The following is a 26,107-nucleotide window of genomic DNA, read 5'->3' on the forward strand; positions in this document are numbered from 1 at the left end:
AATATTGATAAGTAAAAGGAAATGCTGATCCATCTATAAGTACTTTGACATGTGCATCACGTTCAGCCACGCTTAAAAATGGGTCCCAAATCACCCAAGCATCAATTGCTTTTTGGTCAAAAGCTGCACGTGCATCAGCAGGTGGCAGCCAAACAGGTGTGATGTCTTGCCATGTTAAGCCAGCTTTTTCTAAAATTTTACCTAAAAGTTCATGTGAGCTAGAGCCTTTTTGTACGGCAATCTTTTTCCCTTTGAGATCTGCTAAGTTTTTAATCGGGCTATTTTCAGCAATAACGAGAGCTTGAGAACGAATGGGTACTTCTTCATAAGCTGCATATTGAATGTTTTTACCCGCAGCCTGTGCAAAAATTGGTGGTGTATTGCCGACAAAGCCAAGATCTAAAGCTCCAACAGACAAAGCTTCAAGCATTTGTGGTCCTGCTGGAAACTCTTTCCATTGAATCGTGGTATTGGGAAATTCTTGTTCTAAGAACTTTTGCTGTTTGGCGATTAATAACGTCAAAGCTGATTTTTGATAACCAATGCTAAGTGTTTTAATTTCACTCACATTGTTTTGTTGAGCGGTTTTGTGTTCAACTGCATCATTTTTTTGACATGCTGTGAGTCCAATGCTGAGCAGTGTAAAGAGGCTAAGGCTAATTATAGGATTATATTGCATCATTAAAATTTCATTATTTCATCTTTGGGTTTTAATTTAAGCGTTTAGCAATATTTTGTTTAATGATTAATTTTGCAATACTATGAACTTTAAATGCTATGTTGAATATATTTAGCATTTTTTAATAATTCAATTTATTTAAAAGATGAATTTTTAATTTTCATTTAAATAAAAACAATGGTTTATCTTATTATTGATGTTGTGTTTTAAATAGAGTTTTGATGTGGATATTTTAAGTATTTATTTAAAATGATAGAAATTTAATTTCGCTGCTAAGCTATCCATATTTTCTCATTTGAAAGCTGTATTTATTCATCTAATCTTAAAAATATACAAAAAAGGATGAATATATGACCAGTTTAACACAGCTTTCACAAGCTATTCATGATGCACCTTTATGGCATATTGAAGCACAATTACAAAATCCAGAAGACATTAAAATCGTACCTTTAGATGGCGAAGCCTTGGGGGCTGTGGTCTATGGTTTGGATGCACGTAAAGCACAATCAGGTGTAACCATTCACCGTTTGAAACAAGCTTTGACAGAGCATTTGATTCTGATTTTTAAAAAGCAAAGTTTGGATGATTTACAGTTTTTAGCATTTGCGAGTTATTTTGGAGCAATTTTTAGACCAAGTGCGGATAATCCTGTATTGGCAAGTGCTGACGATACAGGTACGCCACCTGATGTTGTGCCTGTATCGAATGCGGTTGGTCAAGGAGATTACACAGGGCATGGTGAGCTTACACCACATGCGGATCATCAATGGACGCCTACGCCATCTTTTGGTTCTTTACTCTATGCGATTGAATTACCACAAGATGGTGGAAAAACCTCATGGTTTAATACGATTAAAGCCTATGAAGCATTGGATGAAAAAACACAGCAGCATTTAGATGGTTTACAACTGATTACCTATAATCCTTTTGTTCGTGCGCAAAGTAATAATGGTCAACGAAATTATTCGATTAATACACCGTATTATCGTTTTAAAGATCAGCCGATTATTGGACATGCTTATCCACATCCATTGGTGCGGACACATCCTGAGTCGGGGCGCAAAGCTTTGTGGCTGAATACTCGTTCTGAAGTCGAATTGGTTAATTATGATGATCAAGCGGGTAGTCAATTGATTGCAGATTTACGTGAACATTTATTAAAACCTGAATTTAAATATGAACATGCTTGGGAAGTGGGTGATATTGTCTTTTGGGATAATCAGGTAACTTTGCATTCTCGTGAGCCTTTTCCTGAAAATCAGCGCCGTTTGTTAAAACGTGTCAGCTTAGCAGGTGGACGTCCTTTTTAATGTTGAAAATATGAACTGAGTAAATTAATTTTTTCTGCGTCCTCTTATATAGAGGACTTTTTATTGTCCATGTTTATTTCAACGCAAAATAAAAATAAAAAGCCATATCACAGTGCATTGTGAATTCAATTTTTTAGAAAGTGTTCAATCATCGCTCATAAATCGTATGACGAATCCGCAAAATCGTATGATGATATTGGCACGTCATTTGCATTTATCTCTACATCATCAAAGTGATCTAGGGTTCCGATACAGTTCGATGAAGAACGTATGTCTGAGACCGAGAGTTCACGGCTTAGTTTTGATCCATCAAAAACAGAGCTACACGGAGGGATAAAAGCCCGGGAGGTTGGAACAACCTGAAAAGAGGTCGCATAAATGAGCAATATTCATCAATATCATCATGATCAAGCATTATGGACAGAGCTTCTACCGGGGGGGCATCATTGGTCAGCACGCATTCAACGTGGTGCAGTATTACAACTCAAAGCTTTGGGTGCGCATGCCAATGTATCTTTATTTTGTGTAAATGCTGAAGATAAACTTGAACGCTTTAATATGCCTGATAGTTTAAAAGCACAGCACACAGCATTTTTAAGTACAGGTCATATTTTAGCTTCTGACTTAGGTCGTGCGATGATTTCAATTGTTAAAGATGATCATGGTTGGAATGATGCTTTTTGTGCGCCAAGTACGTCATCACAAATCGAAAAACAATTTGGTACGAAGACTTTCCAAGATGCACGTAATGCCATGTTCCGCAATGCCAAAGACAGTTTGATTCTGGAAATGACCAAGTTTGGTCTAGGTGCTACAGACTTGAGTGCTACGCTGAATTTATTTTCTAAAGTCGCACCAGATGATGCAGGAAATTTATCTTATATTTCTACAGATAATCATCATCAAATCATTGAACTCCGCTTTGAGATGGATTGCTTGGTATTTTTATCGAGTGCGCCACATGGCTTAGATATTGCATCGACTTATCAACCTGCTGATGTTCAGCTCAGTTTATTTAAGGCAAATAGCCTAAGCATAGCACACGATGTTTGCCGTGATTCTTGCCCGCAAAATCAGCGTGCATTCCAAAATAATAATCGCTATTACGCATTAAGCGCTTAATTGGGGGGGAGAACATTATGTCAGTATTTCATACATTAGAAAAAACAGTATTAGATGACGTTTGTCCTGCTGGTGAAGCATGGATGTGCGAAGTTAAAAAAGGGCAGTATTTCCGTATTGTCGATGTTGAAGGCAATCAAGCAGTCGATACTTTATTTATTTCTGCTTCAAATCCTGAAGAACGCTATAGTGCAACCGATACTTTAGCCATTAATCAACAGATTTACTTAGAAAAAGGCACGGATTTATACACCAACTTTGGCAATAAAATTGCCACCATCAACGATGACAACTGTGGTCGCCATGACACCTTAGGCGGTGCATGTTCATGTGAAAGTAATACCGTTCGTTATGCACATGACAAATTTCCGATGCACAGTTGTCGTAATAATTTCATGATCGCTTTGTCGCAACATGCGATTGCTAAAAAGCATGCTCTAACTGTGCGTCATCTTGGACCCAATATTAACTTTTTTATGAATGTGCCTGTGACGTCTGATGGGAAATTGAAGTTTGATGATGGCATTTCTGCACCGGGTAAATATGTCGAAATTAAAGCGGAAATGGATCTCATTGTACTGATTTCCAATTGTCCGCAACTGAATAATCCATGTAATGCCTATAACCCAACCAAAATTCAACTGATCATCCGTGAAGGCGAGGTATAAGACCATGACTTTAAAAAATGGCTTCAATAAAGTTTTAATCGCCAATCGTGGTGCAATTGCATGTCGTGTTATTCGTACATTAAAAAAACTAGGTATTCAATCAGTTGCAGTTTATTCAGAAGCAGATCGTGATTCGTTGCATGTGACTTTGGCTGATGAAGCAGTATTTATTGGTGATTCTCCCGCAAGTCAAAGTTATTTAAATGTCGATAAAATTTTGGCTGTGGCGAAGCAAACAGGTGCAAATGCCATTCATCCCGGTTATGGTTTTTTATCTGAAAATGCGGAATTTTGTGATCTATGTGAAGCACAAGGCATTGTATTTTTAGGACCGAATTCAGCGCAAATGCAGTCTTTTGGCTTAAAACATACCGCACGAGAATTGGCGATTCAAGCTAATGTACCGTTATTGCCTGGTAGTCAATTACTCGCAGATGAAGCAGAAGCACTGCTTGAAGCAGAACGTATTGGCTATCCCGTTATGCTCAAAAGTACAGCAGGTGGTGGTGGGATTGGTATGCGCTTGGTGTGGAATGCCGAAGAACTTAAAGAAGCATACGCAACTGTTTCGTATTTAGCGCAAGCCAATTTTAAAGATGCAGGATTATATTTAGAAAAATTTGTGCAAAATGCACGTCATATCGAAGTGCAAATTTTTGGTGATGGTGAGGGAAAAATCCTGGCTTTGGGTGAGCGAGATTGTTCTGTGCAACGTCGGAATCAAAAAGTGATAGAGGAAACGCCTGCACCACACCTGAATGACGAACAACGTACCTATATTCAAAATGTTGCGATTCAACTGATGCAGTCGGTGAATTACCGTTCCGCAGGTACAGTTGAATTTGTGATGGATACTGACACGCAAGAATTTTATTTCTTGGAAGTCAATACACGTTTGCAAGTAGAACACGGCGTGACAGAGCAAGTCTTTGGTGTCGATTTAGTGGAATGGATGATCACCTTAGGCAGTGGAGATTGGGTTGCACCAACTGAAAAATTAACGTCTAAAGGTCACTCGATCCAAGTGCGTTTATATGCGGAAGACCCGATTAAAAATTTCCAACCAAGTGCGGGTTTACTGACACATGTAGTATTTGATGACAATGCAAGGAATGAAACTTGGGTCGAAACAGGCTCAAATGTTTCATCATTCTATGATCCGATGATTGCCAAGATTATTGTGACAAGCGATTCTCGTGAATCAGCAATCCAAGCCATGATAGAGACTTTGGCGAAAACTCAAGTAGCAGGCATCGAAACAAATCTTGAATATTTACAAAACATTGTTGATGGCGATGTATTTAAGGCAGGCACACAAACCACACGTTTTCTAAATACCTTTGAATGGAAAACCCAAAAAATTGAAGTGTTACAAGCAGGCATTCAAACGGCGGTGCAAGATGTGACAGGGCGTTTGGGCTATTGGGATGTTGGTGTGCCACCATCAGGTGCAATTGATCCATTGTCTTTAAATGTAGCAAATCAATTGCTTGGAAATGCATATAACACGGCTGGTTTGGAATGTACGCTACAAGGTCCAACTTTAAAGTTCCATTGCAATAGTCAAATTGTGCTCACAGGTGGGGACATGTCTGCTATGCTCGATGGTGTCGCTGTGCCAATGTGGCAGACCATTAACATACAAAAAGGGCAAATCCTTAAAACAGGTAAAATTGCTACAGGTTGCCGTAGTTATATCGGGATTAAAGGCGGATTGTGTGTACCTGAATATTTGGGTTCACAAGCGACATTTACCTTGGGGCAATTTGGTGGTCATGCAGGGCGTAACTTGTTAATTGGTGATATGTTGCCAATCACAGCATATTCATCAACTGAAAGCAAAGCACTTGCCGAAGATCAAATTCCGACCTTCTCAAATCGTTGGGAAATTGCGGTGATGTATGGTCCGCATGGTGCGCCTGATTTCTTTACCAAAAACGATATAGATCGTTTTTTTGCACAAGAATTTGAAATTCACTTTAACTCTAGCCGTACAGGCGTGCGTTTGATCGGTGAAAAACCTGAATGGGCACGTATTGATGGCGGTGAGGCAGGCTTACATCCGTCCAATATTCATGACAATGCTTATGCGATAGGGGCGATTGATTTTACAGGTGATATGCCAATTATCTTAGGTCCAGATGGTCCAAGTTTAGGTGGCTTTGTTTGCCCTGCGGTGATTATCAGCTCAGAACTATGGAAAATAGGTCAGCTGAAAGCAGGGGATCAAGTCAAATTTATTCCTGTGTCTTATGAGCAAGCACAAACATTAAATCAAGCGTATAGCACTGCTTTAAAAGCAGATGCAACAGAGACAGTTAATTTTGCACCAAGCTTTAATGCAGAAATGGATACACTACAAGATGCTGTACTTGCCACTTTAAAAGGTGAAAACGGTTTAGCTGATGTGGTCTATCGCCCTGCGGGTAATAATTACTTATTGGTTGAATATGGTGAATTAGTACTTGATCTGAATTTACGTTTCCGTATCCATGCCTTAATGCAGTGGGTAAAAGATCAACACTTTGAAGGCATTATTGACTTAACACCGGGCATTCGTTCACTGCAAATTCATTTTGATTCGCTCGTATTAGATCAAAAGAAACTTTTAGAACTATTGCAAAAAGCTGAAGCTGAATTGCCAAGCATTACCGAAATGCAAGTACCATCCCGTACGGTGTATTTACCACTTGCTTGGGAAGATTCACAAACACAACTTGCAACAGAACGTTATATGCAAACCGTGCGTAGTGATGCACCGTGGTGTCCAGATAATGTTGAGTTTATCCGCCGTATCAATGGCTTAAAAGACAAACAAGCAGTAAAAGAGATTGTATATAGCACCAATTATTTAGTGATGGGCTTGGGTGATGTATATTTAGGTGCGCCTGTGGCAACGCCACTTGATCCACGCCACCGCTTAGTCACCACCAAATATAACCCTGCACGGACATGGACACCTGAAAATGCAGTCGGGATTGGTGGTGCATATATGTGTGTTTATGGCATGGAAGGACCGGGGGGTTATCAGTTTGTGGGGCGGACTTCGCAAATGTGGTCACGTTATCGTAAAAACCCAGACTTTGAGCAAGGTAAACCATGGTTACTACGCTTTTTTGACCAAATTAAATTTTATGAAGTGTCAGAAACTGAACTGATGCAAATGCGTGAAGACTTTAAAGCAGGTCGTTTAAAATTACGCATTGAAGAAGGGGTACTCAACCTTAAAGAATATAATGACTTTCTGATAGAAAATCAGGATTCGATTGCAGCATTTAAAGCAGTACAACAAGCCAATTTTGATGAGGAGCGTAATCGTTGGCATGAGGCAGGGCTTGCAGAATATATCTCTGAAAGTTTGGATGCTGTGATAGATGATGGTGATATTTTGATTCCTGAAGGTGGGTGTGTGGTGGAATCACACATGCCGGGGTCAATTTGGAAGATTGAATGTGCATCAGGGGATATTGTGGAAGAAGGCGCAACCTTAGCGGTGATTGAAGCAATGAAAATTGAGATTCCGATTATTGCCCCTGAACGGATGAAAGTAGAAGAAATCGTGATCGAGAAAGGGCAAACGGTGAAAACAGGGCAGGTGTTGTTTACGTTATCGCCTGTGGTTTGATAAAATAAACTAAAATATAAAAACAGTTGGGTGGATCTAGCTGTTTTTAATAGTTAGGAATATAGTTATGGCTGAAAACTATTCAGAAAGTTATAGACAGCAATTATCAAATGCACTTATTAGCTCTAAGAAATTGAATTATTTAAATCAAATTATCATAAAACCTTATCCAAAAATTTCCAATAAAAAATTGGAGAATTTGCAGAATATAATTTATCAAAAAATTTTACCTATTTTATGGCAATCGGTTGGAGATAAGTACAAAGGTACATCATGTATAGATTTATCCATAAATTTATTTATTTGGTTGCAAGCACTTGGTTATGAGTCTGATATTGTATATGGAGAAGTTGAAATCAATGGAGTTAATGAGTTTGATGTTAGTATAGAAGAGTTATTCTATGAATATAATAATAGAGTTGCTGAAGGAATTCAAAATATTCATGCTTGGGTTACTATTGGGGATGATATTATTATCGATATGGCATTGCCTGATAGAATTTTAAAGTTTTATGGTGTTTTAGATTTACCACCTATTTTTATTAATAGAGCAGGAGAAATGTCACGACAATTTAGGTCGAAGTATAAACCTATGTTAGTTGGTACAGATTTCATTGCTAAAACTAACTCTATTGATCCTAGAGAAGCCATTCAAGACCTTAAATCATTGTTAAAAATAGAGCATTAGGTTGATTCTTTCTAAGTCTTTTGAATTTAACTGAATATTTAAAAGAATAAAAAAGCCAATCATTCTAGATTGGCTTTTTACTTTCTAATCAAAAAATTAATTAAGCTTCAATCGTCTGAACTGCAATTTTTTTCGCAGGATCAGTTTTACGACGTACCGCAGGAACAGGTTCACCATAATATTGACGATCTGCAAAGTAGCTTGAACGTACCATAGGTGCAGCCCAAATATTGCGGAAACCTAACTTTTGACCATGTGCAGTATAACGCTCAAATTCTTCAGGCGTTACAAAACGGTCAATCGGTGCATGTTCTTTCGATGGTTGCAGGTATTGACCAATCGTCACATAGTCCACACCATGCGCATGAAGATCATCCAATAATGCAATCACTTCTTCTTCAGTCTCACCAATGCCGACCATCAAACCACATTTGGTTGGGACATCAGGACAATACTCTTTAAACATTTTCAATAAATTTAAAGAATGTTGATAATCAGAGCCCGGACGCATTGCTTTATACAAACGTGGCACAGTTTCGATGTTGTGATTAAACACATCAGGTGGACATTCAGTCATGATACGTAACGCCACATCCATACGACCACGGAAGTCTGGGACTAAAATTTCCAATAATGTTTTAGGGCTTTGCGAACGTGCTTCTTTAATACAATCGACAAAATGTTGTGCACCACCATCAAGCAAGTCATCACGGTCTACAGATGTGATCACGGCATATTTCAAGCCAAGATTGGCAATGGTTTCTGCCATGTGACGAGGCTCATCTGCATCAAGTGCATTTGGACGACCATGTGCCACATCACAGAATGGGCAACGGCGGGTACAAATATCACCCATGATCATAAAGGTTGCAGTACCACCACCGAAACATTCAGGCAGGTTTGGACAAGCAGCTTCTTCACACACCGTATGTAGTTTTTGAGCACGAAGCGTTGTTTTGATACGCTGAACTTCGTCAGGCGCAGCCATTTTCACCCGAATCCAATCTGGCTTTCGAGGAGTTTCAACCGTTGGGATAACTTTTACAGGAATACGAGCAACTTTTTCTGCACCACGTAATTTAACACCCTGTTCAGGTTTACGGTTTTCTGACATATTCAACTTTTCCACTGTTTTTGACGGTAGGTATTTATATATATTATAGCGGAATTGAAAAATGAAAGGGTAAAAACACTATTCATTTTCTAAATGTGGTTATCACAGAATATATGCATGGGAAATACAGAAAACTTTGTTACTTTAGTTCATAATATACATTGCATATAGATAGACAGAATTTGGAAGGAGCTTTGAATGCCACGTAAAAAAGAAGTCGTTGGTGGGAATTATGTGAAATACGATGCAGTCGTACTTGGCTCAGGTCCTGCTGGTGAAGGCGCGGCAATGAAGCTTGCTAAATCGGGTAAGCGTGTTGCAATTGTGGATGTGCGTGAACAACTTGGCGGTAACTGTACTCATGTTGGCACGATTCCAAGTAAAGCACTACGTCAAACGGTATCGAGTATTATTCGTTATCAACGTGATCCGATGTTTAAAAAAGTGGGGGATTGGAAACAATTCACCATGAAACAAGTATTGCGTAATGCACATAAAGTGATTCAACAACAAGTCGATACGCATTCACGTTTTTATGACCGTAATAATATTGATGTATTTCATGGTCAAGCCTATATTCAGGATAAAAATACTGTTGTTATTTTTGGTGAAGATGGCATTAAAGAAACCTTAGGTTATGGTCAATTGGTCGTGGCGACAGGTAGCCGTCCATACCATCCACAAGGTTTGGACTTTAATCATCCGCGTGTATTCGATTCAGATAAAATTTTAGACCTTGATTTTACGATTCATAAAATCATTATTTATGGTGCAGGGGTTATTGGTTGTGAATATGCCTCTATTTTCATTGGTTTAGATCATAAAGTTGACTTGATCAATACTCAACATCAGCTACTCAGCTATTTGGATGATGAAATCGCGGATGCCTTGTCATACCATTTACGTGAGCAAGGTGTACTCATTCGCCACAATGAACAAATTGATCATTTGGAAACTGCTGATGATCACGTGGTATTGCATTTGCAAAGTGGTAAGAAAATCAAAGCCGATGCGATTTTGTGGTGTAATGGTCGTTCGGGGAATACCGATGGCTTAGGTTTGGAAAATGTTGGCATCACACCAAACAGCCGTGGTCAGCTTGCAGTCAATGATCAGTATCAAACTGAAGTTGAAAATATTTATGCTGCGGGGGATGTGATCGGTTGGCCATCACTTGCTTCGGCGGCTTATGACCAAGGTCGCTGTGCAGGTTCAAATATGTCAGGTGAAAAAGACATCAAACCTGTGAAAGATATCCCAACTGGGATTTATACCATTCCTGAGATTTCATTCTTTGGTAAAACTGAAAGTCAGTTGACTGAAGAAAAAATCCCGTATGAAGTCGGTCAAGCATCGTTCCGTCATTTGGCACGTGCGCAGATCACAGGTGATACCGTGGGCGAGCTTAAAATCTTGTTCCATCGTGATACTTTAGAGCTTCTTGGTGTACATTGTTTTGGTAATAACGCTGCGGAAATTATCCACATTGGTCAAGCTGTGATGCAAAGTGGTAACAATACCATTAAGTATTTTGTGGAAACGACATTTAACTATCCAACGATGGCGGAAGCTTATCGTGTAGCAACGTTGAATGGTATGAATCGTTTGTTCTAAGACGATTTAACTTTTCTGTTCCGATGTTTTGAACCCGTAAGTTTCGGCTTGCGGGTTTTTTATCCATTCAGTACAACTGTAAAATGAACAAGTATAAAAGTTTCACAAAATTAGAAAATGTGGAAAATCATATGACCATTCAATCTGTCACGATTCAAGGCTTTCGTTCAGTTCGCAATCTCAACTTGCCTTTAAAACAACTGAATATCATCAGTGGTGCAAATGGCTGTGGCAAATCCAATCTCTACAAAGCTGTGCGTTTATTGCATGAAGCAGCCAATGGACGGCTGTCACAGGCGATTGCAGAAGAAGGCGGTATTCAAAAAGTGATGTGGGCGGGTGGACATCGTGCAGGTGATCGAGCCAAAGATCCGAAACGGATGATTTTATCTGTTGAAATGCAACATTATGATTATCAGATGGAAATAGGCTTTCCTGAGCCTTTGATCAGTTTATTTGCCTTAGATCCTTTAGTGAAAAAAGAAAATATTTGGCTCAGTGGTTATCAACGCCGCCGTATGAGTCAGTTGATGGAACGGATCAATCAAGCTGCATTTTTAAAAAATGTTGAAGATGAACGTATCAGTTATCCGATGACATTGACACAGGAAGATTCAATTTTTGGACAATTATCCGATCCACATTTATATCCTGAAGTGTCGCAAGTGCGGGAAACGCTAAAAAATTGGCGCTTTTATCATGAATTTTCAGTCAGTTCACATTCTCCGATGCGTGTGCCACAAGTGGGGATTCGTTCACCTGTTTTGGCACATGATGGTGCAAATTTGGCAGCCGCTTTTGAGACTTTACGAGAGCGTGGGCAGACCGAAGCTTTATATGCAGTTTTGGACAAAGCCTTTCCAAATACACAGTTTTATGTGGAGGAAATGGGTGGGCGCTTTCAGATGATGATGAAGCGAGAGGGTATTTTAAGAGCATTGGAAAGTGCTGAATTTTCTGATGGAACTTTACGTTTTCTCTGTTTGGCAGTGGCTTTGCTCAGTCCACGACCACCAAATTTTATGGCATTGAATGAGCCTGAAAATAGTTTACATCCTGACTTATTGCCTGCGCTTGCCATGCTGATTGCAGAAGCAAGTCAATATACCCAACTTTGGGTCACGAGTCATTCGCCTGATTTGGCGGACATGATTGGACGTTATTGCGAATTACAGCATATTCGGTTGGATCAGAACAATGGTGAAACGGTTGTGGTGGCGATATCTGAATCATAAAATATAGAGCAATATGGGATATTCTAAGAGTATGTTGATATTGCAAAATCAGTCATAGGTTGATGCCCCACGATTTTTCATGGGGCATTCTAAACTTAAAATTTATAATGAACAGAAGCAGTCATATTACGACTTGTACCCCATGTATTTGATACATTCGCTTTATATTCTTTATCCAAGAGATTATTTACATTTAAACCGACACTTAGCTCAGGGCTGACTTGATAACGTCCCATTAGATTTACCAAAGCATAACTGTCTTGGCGATTTAACTCCGCTGCCAGTCCTGTACTGCTTGCAGAATAAATTTTACTTTGCCAATTTACACCACCACCCACAGTCAGTTTGTCCCATTGATAGGTGGTAAATAATTTAAATGAATTTTCAGGTAAATCGGTATTTAAAGGTTCACCTTCATTGCTATCAGCTCGTGTGTGGGTATAGCCTGCTTGCATGTGCCAATGCGGTAAAATTTCACCTGTAACAGTGATTTCATAACCTTTGACCTCAGCACCATCAACAGCAAGATAAGCTTGTGCATCATCAGGTGTACGCAGATCTCCATCTTTTACAGCAAAATTATCTTGTTGCATTTGGAAATAGGCAGCACTGGCGTTAAGCCGACCCTGAAAGAAATCCGACTTTAAGCCAACTTCAAAACTATTGCCTTCTTCGGGGTCTAAATAATTGCCTGCCACATCTTTATTACTTGATGGGTTAAAAATCGTGGTGTAACTGGTATAGGCGGAAAGATTGTTTGTAATATCAAAAATTAAACCAGCATAAGGTGTAAACACACCATTTTCTTTTTGCTCATTGTCTGTGACTTTTCTTTCCCATTGACTGATACGACCACCAATAATCAGTTTTAATGGATCTAAAAGTTGTAATTTTGCAGCAGCAAAAGCGCCCATTTGATATTCATCGACTACATTACGTCCACTTTCGAGAATGTCAGGTTGAGCAACTTGACCATTCCAACCTTCGATAGGCGTTGCTGTAAAATATCGAGAAAATGCAGGATCATCAGATTTGATACGATAACCATTTGCACCAAAACTAACACTGTGTTGTTGCCCAAAGGCATCAAAATCACCTGAAAGGTATAGATCTAAAGCGTGAATTTCAGGCGTATCGACAAAACGACCACTGGTTACTACCATTTCACCTGGTTTTAAGGTTAAGTTACGCACTTTAAATTCTGAGTCATAGACTATACCGCCTGAGCCTGCGACACCATAAATACGATCATTTTTGGCTTTGGTATAAGCATAATTTGCAACACCTTTCCAATCATCATTAAACTGATGCTCCAAACCCAAAAAGACATTGAGCTTTTCGGTATCACTATAAGTCCAATCGGCAGCAGGGTTATCTTTCCAACCAAATGTCGTCTGTGCTTGTGTTGGTTTGTCATGGGTCGCAAAGGGGAAACCATGTGCAGTTGCATCATCAATTTTCACTTGTTGCGCCGTAATTGCAGTGGTTAAGGTGGTTTGATCTGTTAAATCAATATCCAATGCACCATAAATCACTGCATTTTGGCGTGCAAAACGTTCTTGTTGGCTGCCACCTTCACTATAAACTGCAATGGCACGACCACGTACAGATTGGTCTTGATTCAGCGCACCTGAAATATCAACTTGACTACGATAATTATCCCATGTGCCTGCCTGTACATTAAACGAACCTGTTAATTCTTTGGTTGGGCGTTTACGCACATAGTTAATACTGGCACTTGGATTGCCTGAACCATTGGTCAAACCTGTAGAACCACGAACCACTTCGATACGGTCATACAACGCAGAGTCTTCTAAACCCAACATATCAGGATCACCAAAAGAGGCTGTAGAGGTTGGAATCCCATCACGTTGCACATTGCTAATCTCAAAACCACGTGCATAGTAAGAAGTATATCCCGCACCGACTTGACCGTATTGTGAAACCGAAACACCCGGTGTTTGCGCTAAAATTTCATCTGTAGTATTTAAATTTTGGTCTTGGATCTGTTTTTGAGTAAAAACGGAAATACTTTGTGGGTTTTCTTTTAGGGTTAAATTCAGCTTTGTTGATGAATTTGAGCTTTTTACGGTATAACTTGAGGTGGTTTCTTTATCTAAATTTTTACTTTTTGCAGTAAGTTCAATCGCATCTAATACTTGAGGTTGGCTTTGTTCTTCTGCATAACTGATATGTGCCAAACTGCTCAAAATAATCGTAAAAATCGACTGTGCTAATAAGGTTCTTTTGTATTCCATCATGTCTTTTTCCGAATTTATTAAAGGAAATATGGCGGCATCATATATTAAATGATAATAATTATCATTATTATTTTTAATAGTAAAATGAATGATCTCATGTATTTGTATCGGAATATTGAATGCTTGTGAGGTAAATAAAGCTTTATTTTTCGTATACGTTACATAGTTCTAACAGGTCTATTTACTTGATTTATGCTAAAAATAGCGCATATATTTTTGGAGTTACGCTAATGTCACGCCTTGTTTATCGTGCTTTTGTACAAAAAATTTCTCATCATTCTAAGTCTGCTTTATTTGCTTGTGCATTATTAGGTACGACTCAATTTGCTGTTGCAGGGCAGGCAGTCGATCAACTCAGTGAATGTCTAGTGAAATCTACCACCGCAGCCGACAAAACCACTGTGTTGCAATGGACGTTTACGGCTTTGGCTCAGCATCCTGAATTGAAAGTATTTAGTCATGTGACACCTGAACAAAAAACAGCTTTAGATAAAAGTTTGGCGCAGACTTTACAACGCATTTTAACCGAGCAGTGTTCTGCACAAGCGCAAGCCGTGATTAAAGCTGAGGGTTTGCAAGCTGTGGGGGATAGTTTTCAGGAGTTAGGTAGTATCACAGGTGAGGAAATTTTAAAGACCCCTGAGATCAAGCAGCAGTTAAATGGTGTGTTGAAATATATCGACTTAAATAAATTGGTGATGACGTTTTTAACCCCTGATATTTGGAATAAATTGGGTGTGGTGAGAGAGCAATAATGAAAAAATTAATGATTGCAAGTTCATTACTTATACTTGGTTTGCAAGCAGCTTATGCTGATTCGAAAGTAAGTAATCAATATACAACATGTATGAATAAAGCGAGCAATACCGCTAGTATGGTACAGTGTGTATCGAATGAAATGGCTCGTCAGGATGTACGTTTAAACAAGGCATATAATAGTTTGATGTTGAAGCAGAGTGAAAATCGCAAGCAAGAATTACAAAGTGTTCAGCGTTTATGGATCAAGTATCGTGATGCAAATTGTAAGTTTTATTTAGATCCGAATGGTGGCACGATTGCTCAAGTAAAAAGTGCCAATTGTGTGATGAATGAAACATTAAAAAGGGCGAATGAGTTGGAAAATTTAGCTTCGCTTTAATAGAGAATAAGACCTGATTTTTCAGGTCTTTTTTAGAAAAATAAATTTTGAAAATGGTTGTGTCTTTAATTAAATAATGCTTGATATGTACTGATTAGTAATATTCTTTAATGTGTTTCAGCTCTTCAGATAAACTATTTTTATTGCTAATAGAAATGATTAAAAAAGATGTATTCTCTTTTTGAAGAAATAAAAGAAGGTCAGATGTATTTAAATCTAATTGTATAACATCTGTGCCTGAAATTTTATTATTAAGAGCAAGTAGTTGTGGGTGATATTGTAATTGACCAAATATTTGTTCAAATTTCATTTGATTTTCTTTATTTAAATTATGGAAACTTTTTAATACTCGCTTGTTGAAAATTAAGGAAGTGTATAGTGTATTGAAACGTGTCTTTAATAAATGGATGGCATGGGTCTCAGACTCACGTAATAAATTATCTGTCTGAGTTTGTAATGATTTTTTTTGTAGTTCTTTTTGATCCAATTGTTGGTTTGCCTCTTCGGTTAATGCCATCCAATCGCTAGCTCCACATTTTTTACAGTTATAACCATGTTTAGCAAGCCATTCGACAATTTCATCACCGTACTTTATGGCTAATGCAGGACCACCTACTACAATTGCAATACATAATGGCATAGCGAAGCCAGTTCCTGCGAATAAAAATGAAACCCATGCCCAAAAACCAAAACCTGCCACTGCACCACCAAGAAGAGTGACAATTAATTCTTTGTTTAATGTTTCTGAATGTCCACAAGATCGACAACGTATTTTCATAATGTCCAACTAACTATTATATGAAAGGAATATTATTTAAGAGAAAGATTTATAAAAAAACCCCACAAATCGTGAGGTCTTTATAACATAAAATCAATTAATTAGCGAACAAATCAACCAATCAATTTTTTCATCAATTCATTTACTTGTGCTGGGTTGGCTTTACCTTTAGCTGCCTTCATCACCTGACCAACAAGACCGTTAAAGGCTTTGTCTTTACCAGACTTATACTCTTCAACCATCTTCTCGTTGGCTGCAAGTACATCCTTAATAATTGCTTCAATCGCACCTGTATCAGTTTCCTGTTTCAAGCCTTTTTCCGCAATAATTTCGTCCGCAGATTTGCCTTCATCCCACATAAAGCCGAATACTTGTTTCGCAATCTTACCGTTAATGGTGTTATCGACAATACGAGCAACCATACCACCCAGCTTTTCAGCTGAAACAGGCGAGTCCTGAAGTTCCAAACTTGCTTTATTTAAAGCACCTGAAAACTCACCCATCACCCAGTTTGCAGACACTTTACCTTGAGCAGCACCGCCCGCAGCTTTGACCACATCTTCATAAAATTCAGACATTTCACGAGTAAGTGTAAGAACGTGTGCGTCATACTCAGTTACGCCAAAGTCAGCCACGAAACGCTCACGGCGAGCAGCAGGTAACTCAGGCAGATTGGCTTTAGCTTCCGCAATTTGCGTATCCGAAATGATCACAGGCAACAAGTCAGGATCAGGGAAATAACGGTAATCGTTCGCTTCTTCTTTCGAACGCATTGAACGTGTTTCCATTTTCACAGGATCGAATAAACGTGTTTCTTGGTCGACTGTATCACCATCTTCCAAAATATTCATTTGGCGATCAATTTCAACATTGATCGCTTGTTCAATGAAACGGAATGAGTTCAAGTTTTTCAACTCACAACGCGTACCAAAAGGTTGACCCGGGCGGCGTAAAGACACGTTACAGTCAGCACGGAACGAACCTTCTGCCATGTTACCGTCAGAAATACCCAACCAACGCACTAAAGTGTGAATGGCTTTGATATAGGCAACCGCTTCTTCCACTGAACGCATATCAGGTTCAGACACGATTTCAAGCAAAGGTGTACCTGCACGGTTTAAGTCGATGCCCGATTGACCTTCAAACTGATCGTGAATAGATTTACCAGCATCTTCCTCAAGGTGCGCACGAGTCACGCCTATGCGTTTTACGGTGCCGTCTTCAAGTTGAATGTCGATATGACCTAAGCCCACGATTGGATTGTCCATTTGGCTGATTTGGTAGCCTTTCGGAGAATCAGGGTAAAAATAGTTTTTACGTGCAAATACAGAAGCTTGGTCGATGTACGCATCAATCCCCAAACCAAAGCGAATCGCAAGATCAACCACTTCTTTATTCAGTACAGGCAATACACCCGGCATCGCCAAATCAACAAGGCTGGCTTGCGTATTTGGGTCTTGACCGAAAGTGGTTGAAGAACCTGAGAAAATTTTAGAATTGGTTGCAAGTTGCGTATGGATTTCGATCCCGATCACGACTTCCCAACCATCAATGAGTAATGATTTAGGTTTTGTGTTGTTCTGAGCCATTATGCATTCTCCTCCGCAATTGCCGCACGTTTGGTATGCCAATCTGTTGCTTGTTGATATTGATGAACAATCGACAACAATTGAGATTCTGACCAATAATTTCCGATCAACTGTAAGCCTACAGGTAAGTTGTTTGCATCAAAACCAACAGGGGCGTTGATTGCAGGTAAGCCTGCCAAGTTCACAGCGATGGTGTAAATGTCACCTAAGTACATTTCTACAGGATCTAAAGACGCACCGATTTTATAAGCTGTGGTTGGTGCAGATGGCGCAGCAATCACATCAACATTTTCAAATGCTTTTAAGAAGTCTTGTTGAATCAAACGACGTACTTTTTGTGCTTTGACATAATAAGCATCGTAATAACCTGCAGAGAGTGCGTATGTACCGATCAAGATACGGCGTTGTACTTCTGCACCAAAACCTTCTGAACGTGAACGGTTATACAGGTCTAAAATATCCGTTGGATTTTCAGCACGATAACCATAACGCACACCGTCATAACGCTGTAAGTTTGAAGATGCTTCCGCAGGTGCGATCAGGTAATAAGTTGGCACATAGGCATCGGTCATGTTGAGGTCGATCTCAACCAAAGTTGCCCCCATCTCTTCTAACTTTTTCAAAGACTCTTCAACACGTGCTTTAACATCTGCATCCAAACCTTGCACATTGAAGTATTGCTTTGGAATACCAATGCGTAAGCCTTTGACCGCAGTGCTATTTAAATTCGCAAGATAATCATCAGTATCTTTATTGACTGAGGTTGAATCTTTTGAGTCATGACCTGCCATGACATTCATCAGATACGCACAGTCTTCTGCTGAACGTGCCATTGGACCACCTTGGTCAAGTGATGATGCATAGGCAATCATCCCAAAACGGGATACACGACCATAGGTGGGTTTTAAGCCTGTTAAGCCACAGAATGATGCAGGTTGACGAATCGAACCACCTGTATCTGTACCTGTTGCAAAAGGTGCAAGATCTGCTGCAACCGCTGCCGCAGAACCGCCTGATGAACCACCCGGTACACAGTCTAAGTTCCAAGGGTTTTTAGTTGCGCCAAAGTACGAGCTTTCAGAGGTTGAGCCCATGGCAAACTCATCCATGTTGACCTTACCTAAAGTCACCAAACCTGCTGCTTTGGTTTTCGCAACCACAGTGGCATCGTATGGAGAAATGAAGTTATCCAACATTTTTGAACCCGCAGTGGTTTTAATGCCTTGGGTACAGAAAATATCTTTATGGGCGAGAGGAACACCGGTCAGTGCAGTTGCTTGACCTGATTTTAAGGCAGCATCAGCAGCATCGGCTTGGATCAGTGCTTGCTCAGGGGTCACCGTAACGTAAGATTTCACCTGTTGGTCAATTTTTGCGATACGGTCTAAATAATGTTGTGTCAATTCACGAGATGAAAACTGTGTGCTTTTTAAGCCTTCAGCCATTTCACGAATAGATAAGCGATGTAAATCAGTCATGGGAACAATTCTTTACGATTAATTTGGAAAATAGATTTAACTGAATAAAATTTATTCGATCACACGTGGGACGAGGTACAAACCGTCCTGAACAGCAGGCGCGATGGCTTGATATTCTTCACGATGATTGTTTTCAGTTACGATGTCTTCACGCAAAGGCTGTGGGTTGTCAAATGGGCTCTTAAGTGGCTCAACACCCTCAGTATCAATGCCTTTCAGCGTTTCCATCATCCCAAGAATTTTATTTAAACTCTGTGCATATTCAGCAGATTGCGCGTCATCAAGCGACAATCGGGCAAGTTTTGCAATTTGCGTTACAGTTTGCGCATTTAAGTCCGCAGAATGCTGAGCATCTGAAGTTGACATGATGTCTCACCTAATCAGTTTTAAAAAAAGTTAAAATATCGTGCGTTATAATAAGCGATTGACTTGTCCAAAGCATCACATTTAGTTAAAGTTGCCATCTTGCGTCCATACTAAAGTTTAACTGAGAACGACCCGTGATTCTAAAACGACTAATTGGCTTGTTTTCGCCAGATCTTGCCATTGATTTAGGTACTGCTAATACACTTATTTATGCGCCAGGACGGGGCATTATATTAAATGAACCGACAGTTGTGGCAATTCGCCACAGTGGTTCACAAAAAATTGTAGCAGCTGTAGGCTTAGATGCTAAGCAGATGCTAGGCCGTACCCCTGCAAACATTTCTGCGATCCGTCCGATGAAAGATGGCGTAATTGCAGATTTTGAAGTCACTGAAACCATGTTAAATCAATTTATTGGTAAAGTGCACGAAAAACGTTTATTTCCACCTGCACCGCGTGTAGTTGTATGTGTTCCATGCAAATCCACCTTGGTTGAGCGCCGTGCGATCCGTGAAGCTGTATTTAATGCAGGTGCACGTGATGTACGTTTGATCGAAGAGCCAATGGCTGCTGCGATTGGTGCAGGCATGCCTGTAGAACAAGCTTGTGGTTCAATGGTTGTCGATGTTGGTGGTGGTACCACTGAAATAGCGATTATTTCTTTACAAGGTTGTGTGTACGCAGATTCTTTACGTATTGGCGGCGATGTATTTGATGAACAAATCATTAACTATGTTCGTAAAGCACATGGTTGTGTGATTGGTGAAACTACGGCTGAAATCATTAAGAAAGAAGTCGGCATGGCGATTCCTGAGGAAAAATCTTTAGAAATTGAAGTGCGTGGTCGTAATTTGGCAGAAGGTGTACCTCGTGCGATTACTGTGACTTCTGATGAAATTAGTCAAGCCATTGCTGATCCATTACAAAGTATCGTCTCTGCTGTGAAATCAGCACTTGAGCAAACACCACCTGAATTGTCTTCGGATATTGCAGAACGTGGTATTGTCTTGACAGGTGGTGGTGCATTATTACGCAATCTAGATAAGTTACTGGCAAAAGAAACAGGTTTACCAGTGGTCGTTGCAGAAGATCCTTTAACATGTGTCACACGCGGTGGTGGAAAAGTCCTAGAATTCTTTGACAATCCAAACCATGATATGCTTTTTGTAGGCTAATCTTCTGTAGACTAAGTTTAAGGACGAGGCGGTGCAACCGAATCTCTTTTCAAGACAACCGCCATCTTTTCGTTCATTCATCATTGCGGTGATTACATGTTTGGTTGTGCTGTTTTTTAACTGGCGTATGCCACATGTGATTCAACCTGCAAGAGATGTCTTGTATGCGGCATATAACCCCATTTATGCACTTGCAAGCTATCCTGTATTATCGAAAGAATGGCTCAATCAGCAAACCAAGTCTGAAGCACAATTGCGTCGGGAAAATACTGCGATGCAAGCAGAATTGCTTCAGGCACAAGTGCGTCTACAAAAATTGTCTGAGCTTTCTGCAGAAAATACCCGTTTGCGTGGTTTGTTAGATACGCCATTGATTATTGATGGGCGCATGGAAATTGCAGAAGTGATTGGCACTGATGCTGATCCGTTACGTCATATTATCATTATTAACCGAGGTTCATCGAGCCAACTTCGTGTTGGACAAACAGTACTAGATGATAAAGGCATCATGGGGCAGATAATTGATGTCTATCCACACAGTAGCCGTATCATGTTGTTATCTGACAAAGAACACTCGCTGTCTGTACGTTTAGAGCGCTCAGGTATGCGTGCGATTGTGACGGGTACAGGTGATTTGGGGCGTTTGAAAATGGAATATGTCCCAACTAGTGCCAATATCAAAGTGGGTGATAAGGTATATAGTTCGGGTCTAGGACAGCATTTCCCTGCGGGTTATTTGGTGGGTACAGTATCGAAAGTGATGCGTCATAATTCAGGTGAGTTTGCCAGTATTGATGTTGCACCTGCTGCACAATTGGCGGGTGGTCACCATGTCGTGGTATTATTCTCAGACTCTTTAGCGATGGAGCAGCCTCATGTTGATCGCTAAAAAATTACCTTCAGAACGTCAACGTCAAGATCCGTTCATTGTCATTGTTTTATCAGTGGTCATTGCTTCGATTTTAGTGGTATATCCATTATCTTATGGCATTGCAAGTTGGCGACCATTGTTTATGTTGCTGATTACCTTGTTTTGGGTATTGTGTCAGCCAACATGGTGTGGTGTCTGGTTTGCATTCGCTATGGGTTTATTTACCGATTTATTGCTTGATGCACCATTAGGTATGAATGCCCTTAGTTATGTTGTACTGGCATTTATGACGCGCTATTTTATTCGTGAGAGACGTGTACTGACCTTTAATAATTTATGGGTGATTATTACACTAGCAGTGATTGCTCATTTGGTCTTTACTTTGTTAGCGCAAACCATGTTTGGTATAAACTTTTCTTTAACTCGACATTGGCAACCTTTAGTTTCAAGTATTTTGAGCTGGCCAATTTTGTATTATGTGTTGAAAAGATGGCGAATTTAATATTGGCATCTAGTTCACCTAGACGCAGAGAATTATTACAACAGCTGGGTTTAACATTTGAAATTTTAAGCCCAGACATTGATGAAACTGTTCTGGTCAATGAAAGCATAACAGATTATGTATGTCGCTTGGCTGAAACCAAGGCGCAAACCGTCCTGATTCGTCGACCACATGCCACGGTGCTTGCAGCAGATACAAGTTTGGTGTTCAATGATCAAATTATTGGAAAACCTGAATCGAAACAACATGCTTTTGAAATTTGGTCATTATTGTCTGAGCAAGTACATGAGGTTTTAACAGGTATATGTGTTGCAACAGCAGTAAGTTGCCAAACTAAAGTAGTAAGAACTCGTGTTGAGTTTCAAAAATTAAGCCTAGATGATATGGAACGTTATTGGGCAACAGGGGAACCTCTAGGTAAAGCCGGTGCTTATGCCATTCAAGGGATTGCTGCACAATATGTCACTCGAATTGAGGGCAGTTATAGTAATGTTGTGGGGCTACCTTTACATGAGACGGTACAGTTATTAAAAGCGGTTAAGGCATTAAATTAACCACTCCAAAAGAATTTTTATAATGTTTTGAGTTTTATTATGTCTGACGAGTTATTGATTAACGTCACACCTATGGAATGTCGGGTGGCGCTAATCCAAAATGGCACGGTCAATGAGTTATTTGTTGAGCGTACAGTAAAGCGTGGTCTTGTAGGCAATATTTACAAAGGGAAAGTGGTGCGTGTTTTGCCCGGAATGCAAGCCGCGTTTGTGGATATAGGACTTTCTCGTACAGCATTTTTACATATTAATGATATGGTGTGGCAAAAAAATCAGCCAACACCTAATGTTTTTGAACTGTTACAACCTGGGCAAATTCTGACTGTACAAGTCATGAAAGATATGTTGGGTACTAAAGGTGCGCGCCTCAGCACTGATCTTTCCATTCCTTCTCGTTATTTGGTGCTGATGCCGTATGGAAGTCATATTGGAGTATCGCAACGAATTGAATCAGAAGAAGAAAGAGATCGTTTGCGCTCTATTATTGAACGTATTCAAGGTGAGCATAAATTACCAGGTTCGGTGATTGTACGTACAGCAGCAGATGGGATTGATGAAGCATCAATTGCACAAGACATGTGCTATTTGGTGAAACTTTGGGAATACATTCAACGTAAACAAAAAGCCATTGCTGTACCGTCTTTGATCTTTGAAGAATTGCCATTACCACAACGTGTAATCCGTGATTTGGCAAATGAAAATACTGCGAAAATTTATGTGGATTCACGTGAAATTCACAGCAAATTACAAGATTTTGTCAAAGAATTTGTTCCCAATATGGAACAGCACTTGCTGCATTATCCAGGTGAGCGTCCATTATTTGATTTATATAATGTTGAAGAAGACATCCAAAAGGCACTACAAACCCGTGTAGCACTCAAGTCTGGCGGTTATCTGATGATTGATCAGACAGAAGCCATGACAACCATTGATGTCAATACAGGTTCTTATGTTGGTGGGCGTACACTAGAAGATACTGTGTTCAAAACCAATATGGAGGCTACGCAAGTCATTGCACGGCAATTACGCTTACGTAACTTAGGTGGCATCATCATTATCGATTTTATTGATATGCAAGAGGCGGAGCATCGTGAAGCCGTTATGCAACATTTTGATAAAATGTTAGAGCGTGATCATGCTAAAACCAAGATTACCCAAGTGTCTGAGCTTGGTTTGGTAGAAATGACGCGTAAACGTACCCGTGAGTCTTTAGAGCATTTACTGTGTGAATCTTGCCCAACTTGTCAAGGTCGCGGTTATGTTAAAACAGCTGAGACAGTGTGTTACGAAATTTTTCGAGAAATTCTAAGATATGCACGTGCTTTTGAGTCGCAAAGTGGCTTTACTGTGGTGGCACATCCATCCGTGATTGATCGCTTATTAACAGCAGAAGCCCCTGCTGTGGCGGATTTAGAGCATTTCATTCATCGTGTGATTAAGTTTCAAGTTGAAAATTTATACACGCAAGAGCAATATGATATCATTTTGAGCTAAATTTGTAACAGGATGTCGTTAAACACTTGTTACAACTGGCAATTTACTTTCTAGCAGATTAATTTCACAATACTCAACATAGCAAGTAGCCACAGACTCTTGTTTGAGTCTTAGCAAGTGAGGTTAAAATGACTGTAAGTGAAAAAATTATCACACGTAATCTTCAACATGTGTTGGACAGCCAACCAAAGAATACCTGTGTGATGTTGGATGAAAATGGCAAAGAAGTGAACATTACCAAAGATATGGTGGTGACAATGTGTCATCAATTGCTCAAACAATGTCGTAATATTAAAAATTAAGGGGCAATTTAATCGCCCCTTAATTTATTCTTCACAAGAAAAATAATTTTAAAATTGTAAATCTTAAGCAGACTCGGACTTGGCAATATCTTCCACATGTACTTTTTCTGCAATCAATTTTTCAAAACGCTGAATTTCAACTTCTAAATGAGTTAAAAGATTTTGCATTTTTGGCAGAGTGCGGCGGCAACCTGTTAAACCCACTTCCAATTTATCTAAATAACTGGTCATAGTAATATTGAGGGCTTGCCCATCTAATACAATCGAAGCAGGGTAGAGTGCATCGAGTTTGGCACCATTCCAATATAATGGTTCCCGTGGACCAGGTACATTGGAAATAATCACGTTAAATGCTTGGCGTTTTGGTAACATTCCTGAAGCAATATTTAAACCTGCAGGACCATATACAAAGGCGCTATAGTTTAAAATTTGATTGGCATTCATACGTTTAAAACGATTTTTCGCATTTTGCACACTACGCTTAATGATCTCTAAACGTTCCAAAGGCTCATCTTTATGTGTACCTAAATTTGCCAAAATCATGGTAATACGGTTGCTGACATCCGAATCATCATCACGTAATGAAGCTGGTACCATTGCAATCAAGGGTTTTCTAGGTAAAGAATTTTGACTGGTTAAATATTCACGTAATGCACCTGAACATACAGCTAAAACAACATCATTAATGGTGACATTTAAAGCTTTGGAGATGATGCGGAAACGATCTAATTCAAAGGATTGTGCTGCAAAACGACGAGATGAGCTGACTCGTTGATTAAAAATGCTGCTTGGTGCTTGGAAGCTTGAGACATAATCAGGGTTTTTACCAATTTCTTTAAAAATCGTTTGGAACAGCTCTTGAGTGACTTTCGGTGTCACTTCGATTTGCCCTTTGATGGTTGCCAAAATATTTTTGATTTTACTTGCTTTAGGTTCTTTCAAACGTTTAGCACGTTTTCCTTCCACACACCAAGGCGGAATAATGGTTTTAGAATTTTCATCTTTAGAGAATGATTTTTCTAATAAACGCATACCAGCTACACCATCGATCATGGCATGATGGATCTTGAAATACATCGCAAAACGATTGCCTTCAATCCCTTCGATGATATGACAAGTCCATAGTGGCTTTGCTCGATCAATTAAAGCACTATGTTCTTGTGAAATGTAAACCAATAATTCACGTATTCTACCTGGATGAGGGAGTGCGATATGACGAAAATGGTGGTCAATATCAAACTCTTCATCCTCATCCCAAAACAGACCGTTTAAGCGATTGTTAAAAGGAGGGACAGGAATTGATTTTGAGTTACGTATGTCCGCAACGAGGTCTTGGATAAAAGTAGATGGTGCATCATCAGGGATTTGAAATAAAAATAATCCTCCAACATGCATCGGTTGTTGGCGCTTTTCTAGATTTAGAAAAATAAAATCAAGAGGGTGTAATGGTCGCATGATAATGATTTGCCTCACTGCAAAAACAACAACGACTCAGATGATTTGAGCGCTGATTTTTTAGAATTATGCATCTGATTTTAGTATAA

The 26,107-nt window shown here is 39.5% G+C and carries 23 protein-coding genes and 1 riboswitch; of the genes, 15 read left to right on the forward strand and 8 right to left on the reverse strand.

The genetic code is table 11. The annotated features are described in order from the left end of the window. On the reverse strand, positions 1-679 hold a 679-nt coding region (locus AVJ19_RS05100), incomplete at its 3' end, for an aliphatic sulfonate ABC transporter substrate-binding protein (RefSeq protein WP_162626540.1). Positions 680-1,029: 350 nt separating this feature from the next. Between AVJ19_RS05100 and AVJ19_RS05105 the strand changes: the two genes are divergently transcribed. The 5 genes from AVJ19_RS05105 to AVJ19_RS05125 all read left to right on the forward strand — a co-directional run bounded on the left by AVJ19_RS05105 (position 1,030) and on the right by AVJ19_RS05125 (position 8,092). Further along, positions 1,030-1,989 (forward strand): TauD/TfdA dioxygenase family protein, encoded by a 960-nt coding sequence (locus AVJ19_RS05105; RefSeq protein ID WP_111858704.1) that lies wholly within the window; start codon positions 1,030-1,032, stop codon positions 1,987-1,989. Positions 1,990-2,216: 227 nt separating this feature from the next. Further along, positions 2,217-2,339: riboswitch (guanidine-I (ykkC/yxkD leader) on the forward strand. Positions 2,340-2,367: 28 nt separating this feature from the next. Continuing rightward, the gene (locus AVJ19_RS05110; RefSeq protein ID WP_111858705.1) at positions 2,368-3,111 is read left to right on the forward strand and encodes an urea amidolyase associated protein UAAP1; all 744 of its coding nucleotides are present in this window, start codon (positions 2,368-2,370) and stop codon (positions 3,109-3,111) included. A gap of 17 nt (positions 3,112-3,128) precedes the next feature. After that, positions 3,129-3,779, forward strand: a complete 651-nt coding sequence (locus AVJ19_RS05115) for an urea amidolyase associated protein UAAP2 (RefSeq protein ID WP_111858706.1) — start codon at positions 3,129-3,131, stop codon at positions 3,777-3,779. Between the two features lie 4 nt (positions 3,780-3,783). Next, positions 3,784-7,404: an urea carboxylase gene (gene uca, locus AVJ19_RS05120; RefSeq protein ID WP_111858707.1), complete on the forward strand. Its 3,621-nt coding sequence runs from the start codon at positions 3,784-3,786 to the stop codon at positions 7,402-7,404. 67 nt (positions 7,405-7,471) lie between these two features. After that, positions 7,472-8,092: a hypothetical protein gene (locus AVJ19_RS05125; RefSeq protein ID WP_111858708.1), complete on the forward strand. Its 621-nt coding sequence runs from the start codon at positions 7,472-7,474 to the stop codon at positions 8,090-8,092. A 100-nt stretch (positions 8,093-8,192) separates the two neighbouring features. On the opposite strand, the gene lipA is transcribed toward AVJ19_RS05125, so the two are convergent. Beyond that, positions 8,193-9,206 carry a lipoyl synthase gene (gene lipA / locus AVJ19_RS05130; RefSeq protein WP_111858709.1) on the reverse strand — a complete coding sequence of 338 codons (1,014 nt, stop codon included), beginning with the start codon at positions 9,204-9,206 and terminating at the stop codon, positions 8,193-8,195. Between the two features lie 198 nt (positions 9,207-9,404). On the opposite strand from lipA, the gene sthA reads away from it, so the two are divergent. Further along, complete coding sequence (gene sthA / locus AVJ19_RS05135; RefSeq protein ID WP_111858710.1) at positions 9,405-10,820, forward strand: Si-specific NAD(P)(+) transhydrogenase; 1,416 nt, start codon at positions 9,405-9,407, stop codon at positions 10,818-10,820. 131 nt (positions 10,821-10,951) lie between these two features. Next, the gene (locus AVJ19_RS05140) at positions 10,952-12,055 is read left to right on the forward strand and encodes an AAA family ATPase (RefSeq protein WP_111858711.1); all 1,104 of its coding nucleotides are present in this window, start codon (positions 10,952-10,954) and stop codon (positions 12,053-12,055) included. Between the two features lie 95 nt (positions 12,056-12,150). Here AVJ19_RS05140 and AVJ19_RS05145 read toward each other — a convergent pair whose 3' ends face one another. Then, on the reverse strand, positions 12,151-14,316 hold the full coding sequence (locus AVJ19_RS05145) for a TonB-dependent siderophore receptor (protein WP_228203293.1): 2,166 nt from the start codon (positions 14,314-14,316) through the stop codon (positions 12,151-12,153). A gap of 230 nt (positions 14,317-14,546) precedes the next feature. Here AVJ19_RS05145 and AVJ19_RS05150 point away from each other — a divergent pair, with 230 nt between their 5' ends. Together AVJ19_RS05150 and AVJ19_RS05155 are read left to right on the forward strand one after the other, a co-directional pair. After that, positions 14,547-15,071 carry a hypothetical protein gene (locus AVJ19_RS05150; protein WP_111858712.1) on the forward strand — a complete coding sequence of 175 codons (525 nt, stop codon included), beginning with the start codon at positions 14,547-14,549 and terminating at the stop codon, positions 15,069-15,071. Continuing rightward, on the forward strand, positions 15,071-15,454 hold the full coding sequence (locus AVJ19_RS05155) for a lysozyme inhibitor LprI family protein (protein ID WP_111858713.1): 384 nt from the start codon (positions 15,071-15,073) through the stop codon (positions 15,452-15,454). Before AVJ19_RS05150 ends, AVJ19_RS05155 begins: the two co-directional genes overlap by 1 nt. 94 nt (positions 15,455-15,548) lie before the next feature. On the opposite strand, the gene AVJ19_RS22330 is transcribed toward AVJ19_RS05155, so the two are convergent. The 4 genes from AVJ19_RS22330 to gatC all read right to left on the reverse strand — a co-directional run bounded on the left by AVJ19_RS22330 (position 15,549) and on the right by gatC (position 19,665). Further along, positions 15,549-16,232 (reverse strand): hypothetical protein, encoded by a 684-nt coding sequence (locus AVJ19_RS22330; RefSeq protein WP_213067194.1) that lies wholly within the window; start codon positions 16,230-16,232, stop codon positions 15,549-15,551. A 113-nt stretch (positions 16,233-16,345) separates the two neighbouring features. Next, positions 16,346-17,821 (reverse strand): Asp-tRNA(Asn)/Glu-tRNA(Gln) amidotransferase subunit GatB, encoded by a 1,476-nt coding sequence (gene gatB, locus AVJ19_RS05165; RefSeq protein WP_111858714.1) that lies wholly within the window; start codon positions 17,819-17,821, stop codon positions 16,346-16,348. Further along, the gene (gene gatA, locus AVJ19_RS05170; protein WP_111858715.1) at positions 17,821-19,299 is read right to left on the reverse strand and encodes an Asp-tRNA(Asn)/Glu-tRNA(Gln) amidotransferase subunit GatA; all 1,479 of its coding nucleotides are present in this window, start codon (positions 19,297-19,299) and stop codon (positions 17,821-17,823) included. The genes gatB and gatA overlap by 1 nt, the downstream gene beginning before the upstream one ends. Before the next feature lie 51 nt (positions 19,300-19,350). Beyond that, positions 19,351-19,665 (reverse strand): Asp-tRNA(Asn)/Glu-tRNA(Gln) amidotransferase subunit GatC, encoded by a 315-nt coding sequence (gene gatC / locus AVJ19_RS05175; protein ID WP_111858716.1) that lies wholly within the window; start codon positions 19,663-19,665, stop codon positions 19,351-19,353. Positions 19,666-19,799: 134 nt separating this feature from the next. On the opposite strand from gatC, the gene AVJ19_RS05180 reads away from it, so the two are divergent. From AVJ19_RS05180 to AVJ19_RS22180, 6 genes are all read left to right on the forward strand, one after another. Then, positions 19,800-20,840 carry a rod shape-determining protein gene (locus tag AVJ19_RS05180; protein WP_111858717.1) on the forward strand — a complete coding sequence of 347 codons (1,041 nt, stop codon included), beginning with the start codon at positions 19,800-19,802 and terminating at the stop codon, positions 20,838-20,840. Positions 20,841-20,871: 31 nt separating this feature from the next. Continuing rightward, positions 20,872-21,729 carry a rod shape-determining protein MreC gene (mreC, locus tag AVJ19_RS05185; RefSeq protein ID WP_111858718.1) on the forward strand — a complete coding sequence of 286 codons (858 nt, stop codon included), beginning with the start codon at positions 20,872-20,874 and terminating at the stop codon, positions 21,727-21,729. Next, positions 21,716-22,213 (forward strand): rod shape-determining protein MreD, encoded by a 498-nt coding sequence (gene mreD / locus AVJ19_RS05190; protein ID WP_111858719.1) that lies wholly within the window; start codon positions 21,716-21,718, stop codon positions 22,211-22,213. Before mreC ends, mreD begins: the two co-directional genes overlap by 14 nt. Further along, positions 22,201-22,767: a Maf family nucleotide pyrophosphatase gene (locus tag AVJ19_RS05195; RefSeq protein ID WP_111858720.1), complete on the forward strand. Its 567-nt coding sequence runs from the start codon at positions 22,201-22,203 to the stop codon at positions 22,765-22,767. The genes mreD and AVJ19_RS05195 overlap by 13 nt, the downstream gene beginning before the upstream one ends. Before the next feature lie 39 nt (positions 22,768-22,806). Further along, positions 22,807-24,261: a ribonuclease G gene (gene rng, locus AVJ19_RS05200; protein ID WP_111858721.1), complete on the forward strand. Its 1,455-nt coding sequence runs from the start codon at positions 22,807-22,809 to the stop codon at positions 24,259-24,261. A 128-nt stretch (positions 24,262-24,389) separates the two neighbouring features. Then, on the forward strand, positions 24,390-24,563 hold the full coding sequence (locus AVJ19_RS22180; RefSeq protein WP_171334162.1) for a PA1571 family protein: 174 nt from the start codon (positions 24,390-24,392) through the stop codon (positions 24,561-24,563). 63 nt (positions 24,564-24,626) lie between these two features. On the opposite strand, the gene AVJ19_RS05205 is transcribed toward AVJ19_RS22180, so the two are convergent. After that, a complete protein-coding gene (locus AVJ19_RS05205; protein WP_111858722.1) occupies positions 24,627-26,018 on the reverse strand; it encodes a WS/DGAT/MGAT family O-acyltransferase in 1,392 nt (463 codons plus the stop codon). Positions 26,019-26,107: the final 89 nt, after the last annotated feature.

Origin of the sequence: Acinetobacter sp. CFCC 10889, from assembly GCF_003268395.1 — a bacterium.
In the GTDB taxonomy this organism is placed as follows: domain Bacteria; phylum Pseudomonadota; class Gammaproteobacteria; order Pseudomonadales; family Moraxellaceae; genus Acinetobacter.

Coding starts and splice junctions, on each gene's coding strand:
- gatA (WP_111858715.1), bottom strand. CDS start 19,299: ATGACTGATTTACATCGCTTATCTATTCGTGAAATGGCTGAAGGCTTA.
- AVJ19_RS22330 (WP_213067194.1), bottom strand. CDS start 16,232: ATGAAAATACGTTGTCGATCTTGTGGACATTCAGAAACATTAAACAAA.
- sthA (WP_111858710.1), top strand. CDS start 9,405: ATGCCACGTAAAAAAGAAGTCGTTGGTGGGAATTATGTGAAATACGAT.
- AVJ19_RS05110 (WP_111858705.1), top strand. CDS start 2,368: ATGAGCAATATTCATCAATATCATCATGATCAAGCATTATGGACAGAG.
- gatB (WP_111858714.1), bottom strand. CDS start 17,821: ATGGCTCAGAACAACACAAAACCTAAATCATTACTCATTGATGGTTGG.
- lipA (WP_111858709.1), bottom strand. CDS start 9,206: ATGTCAGAAAACCGTAAACCTGAACAGGGTGTTAAATTACGTGGTGCA.
- AVJ19_RS05125 (WP_111858708.1), top strand. CDS start 7,472: ATGGCTGAAAACTATTCAGAAAGTTATAGACAGCAATTATCAAATGCA.
- gatC (WP_111858716.1), bottom strand. CDS start 19,665: ATGTCAACTTCAGATGCTCAGCATTCTGCGGACTTAAATGCGCAAACT.
- AVJ19_RS22180 (WP_171334162.1), top strand. CDS start 24,390: ATGACTGTAAGTGAAAAAATTATCACACGTAATCTTCAACATGTGTTG.
- AVJ19_RS05145 (WP_228203293.1), bottom strand. CDS start 14,316: ATGATGGAATACAAAAGAACCTTATTAGCACAGTCGATTTTTACGATT.
- AVJ19_RS05150 (WP_111858712.1), top strand. CDS start 14,547: ATGTCACGCCTTGTTTATCGTGCTTTTGTACAAAAAATTTCTCATCAT.
- AVJ19_RS05155 (WP_111858713.1), top strand. CDS start 15,071: ATGAAAAAATTAATGATTGCAAGTTCATTACTTATACTTGGTTTGCAA.
- AVJ19_RS05105 (WP_111858704.1), top strand. CDS start 1,030: ATGACCAGTTTAACACAGCTTTCACAAGCTATTCATGATGCACCTTTA.
- AVJ19_RS05195 (WP_111858720.1), top strand. CDS start 22,201: ATGGCGAATTTAATATTGGCATCTAGTTCACCTAGACGCAGAGAATTA.
- AVJ19_RS05205 (WP_111858722.1), bottom strand. CDS start 26,018: ATGCGACCATTACACCCTCTTGATTTTATTTTTCTAAATCTAGAAAAG.
- uca (WP_111858707.1), top strand. CDS start 3,784: ATGACTTTAAAAAATGGCTTCAATAAAGTTTTAATCGCCAATCGTGGT.
- rng (WP_111858721.1), top strand. CDS start 22,807: ATGTCTGACGAGTTATTGATTAACGTCACACCTATGGAATGTCGGGTG.
- AVJ19_RS05115 (WP_111858706.1), top strand. CDS start 3,129: ATGTCAGTATTTCATACATTAGAAAAAACAGTATTAGATGACGTTTGT.
- AVJ19_RS05140 (WP_111858711.1), top strand. CDS start 10,952: ATGACCATTCAATCTGTCACGATTCAAGGCTTTCGTTCAGTTCGCAAT.
- mreD (WP_111858719.1), top strand. CDS start 21,716: ATGTTGATCGCTAAAAAATTACCTTCAGAACGTCAACGTCAAGATCCG.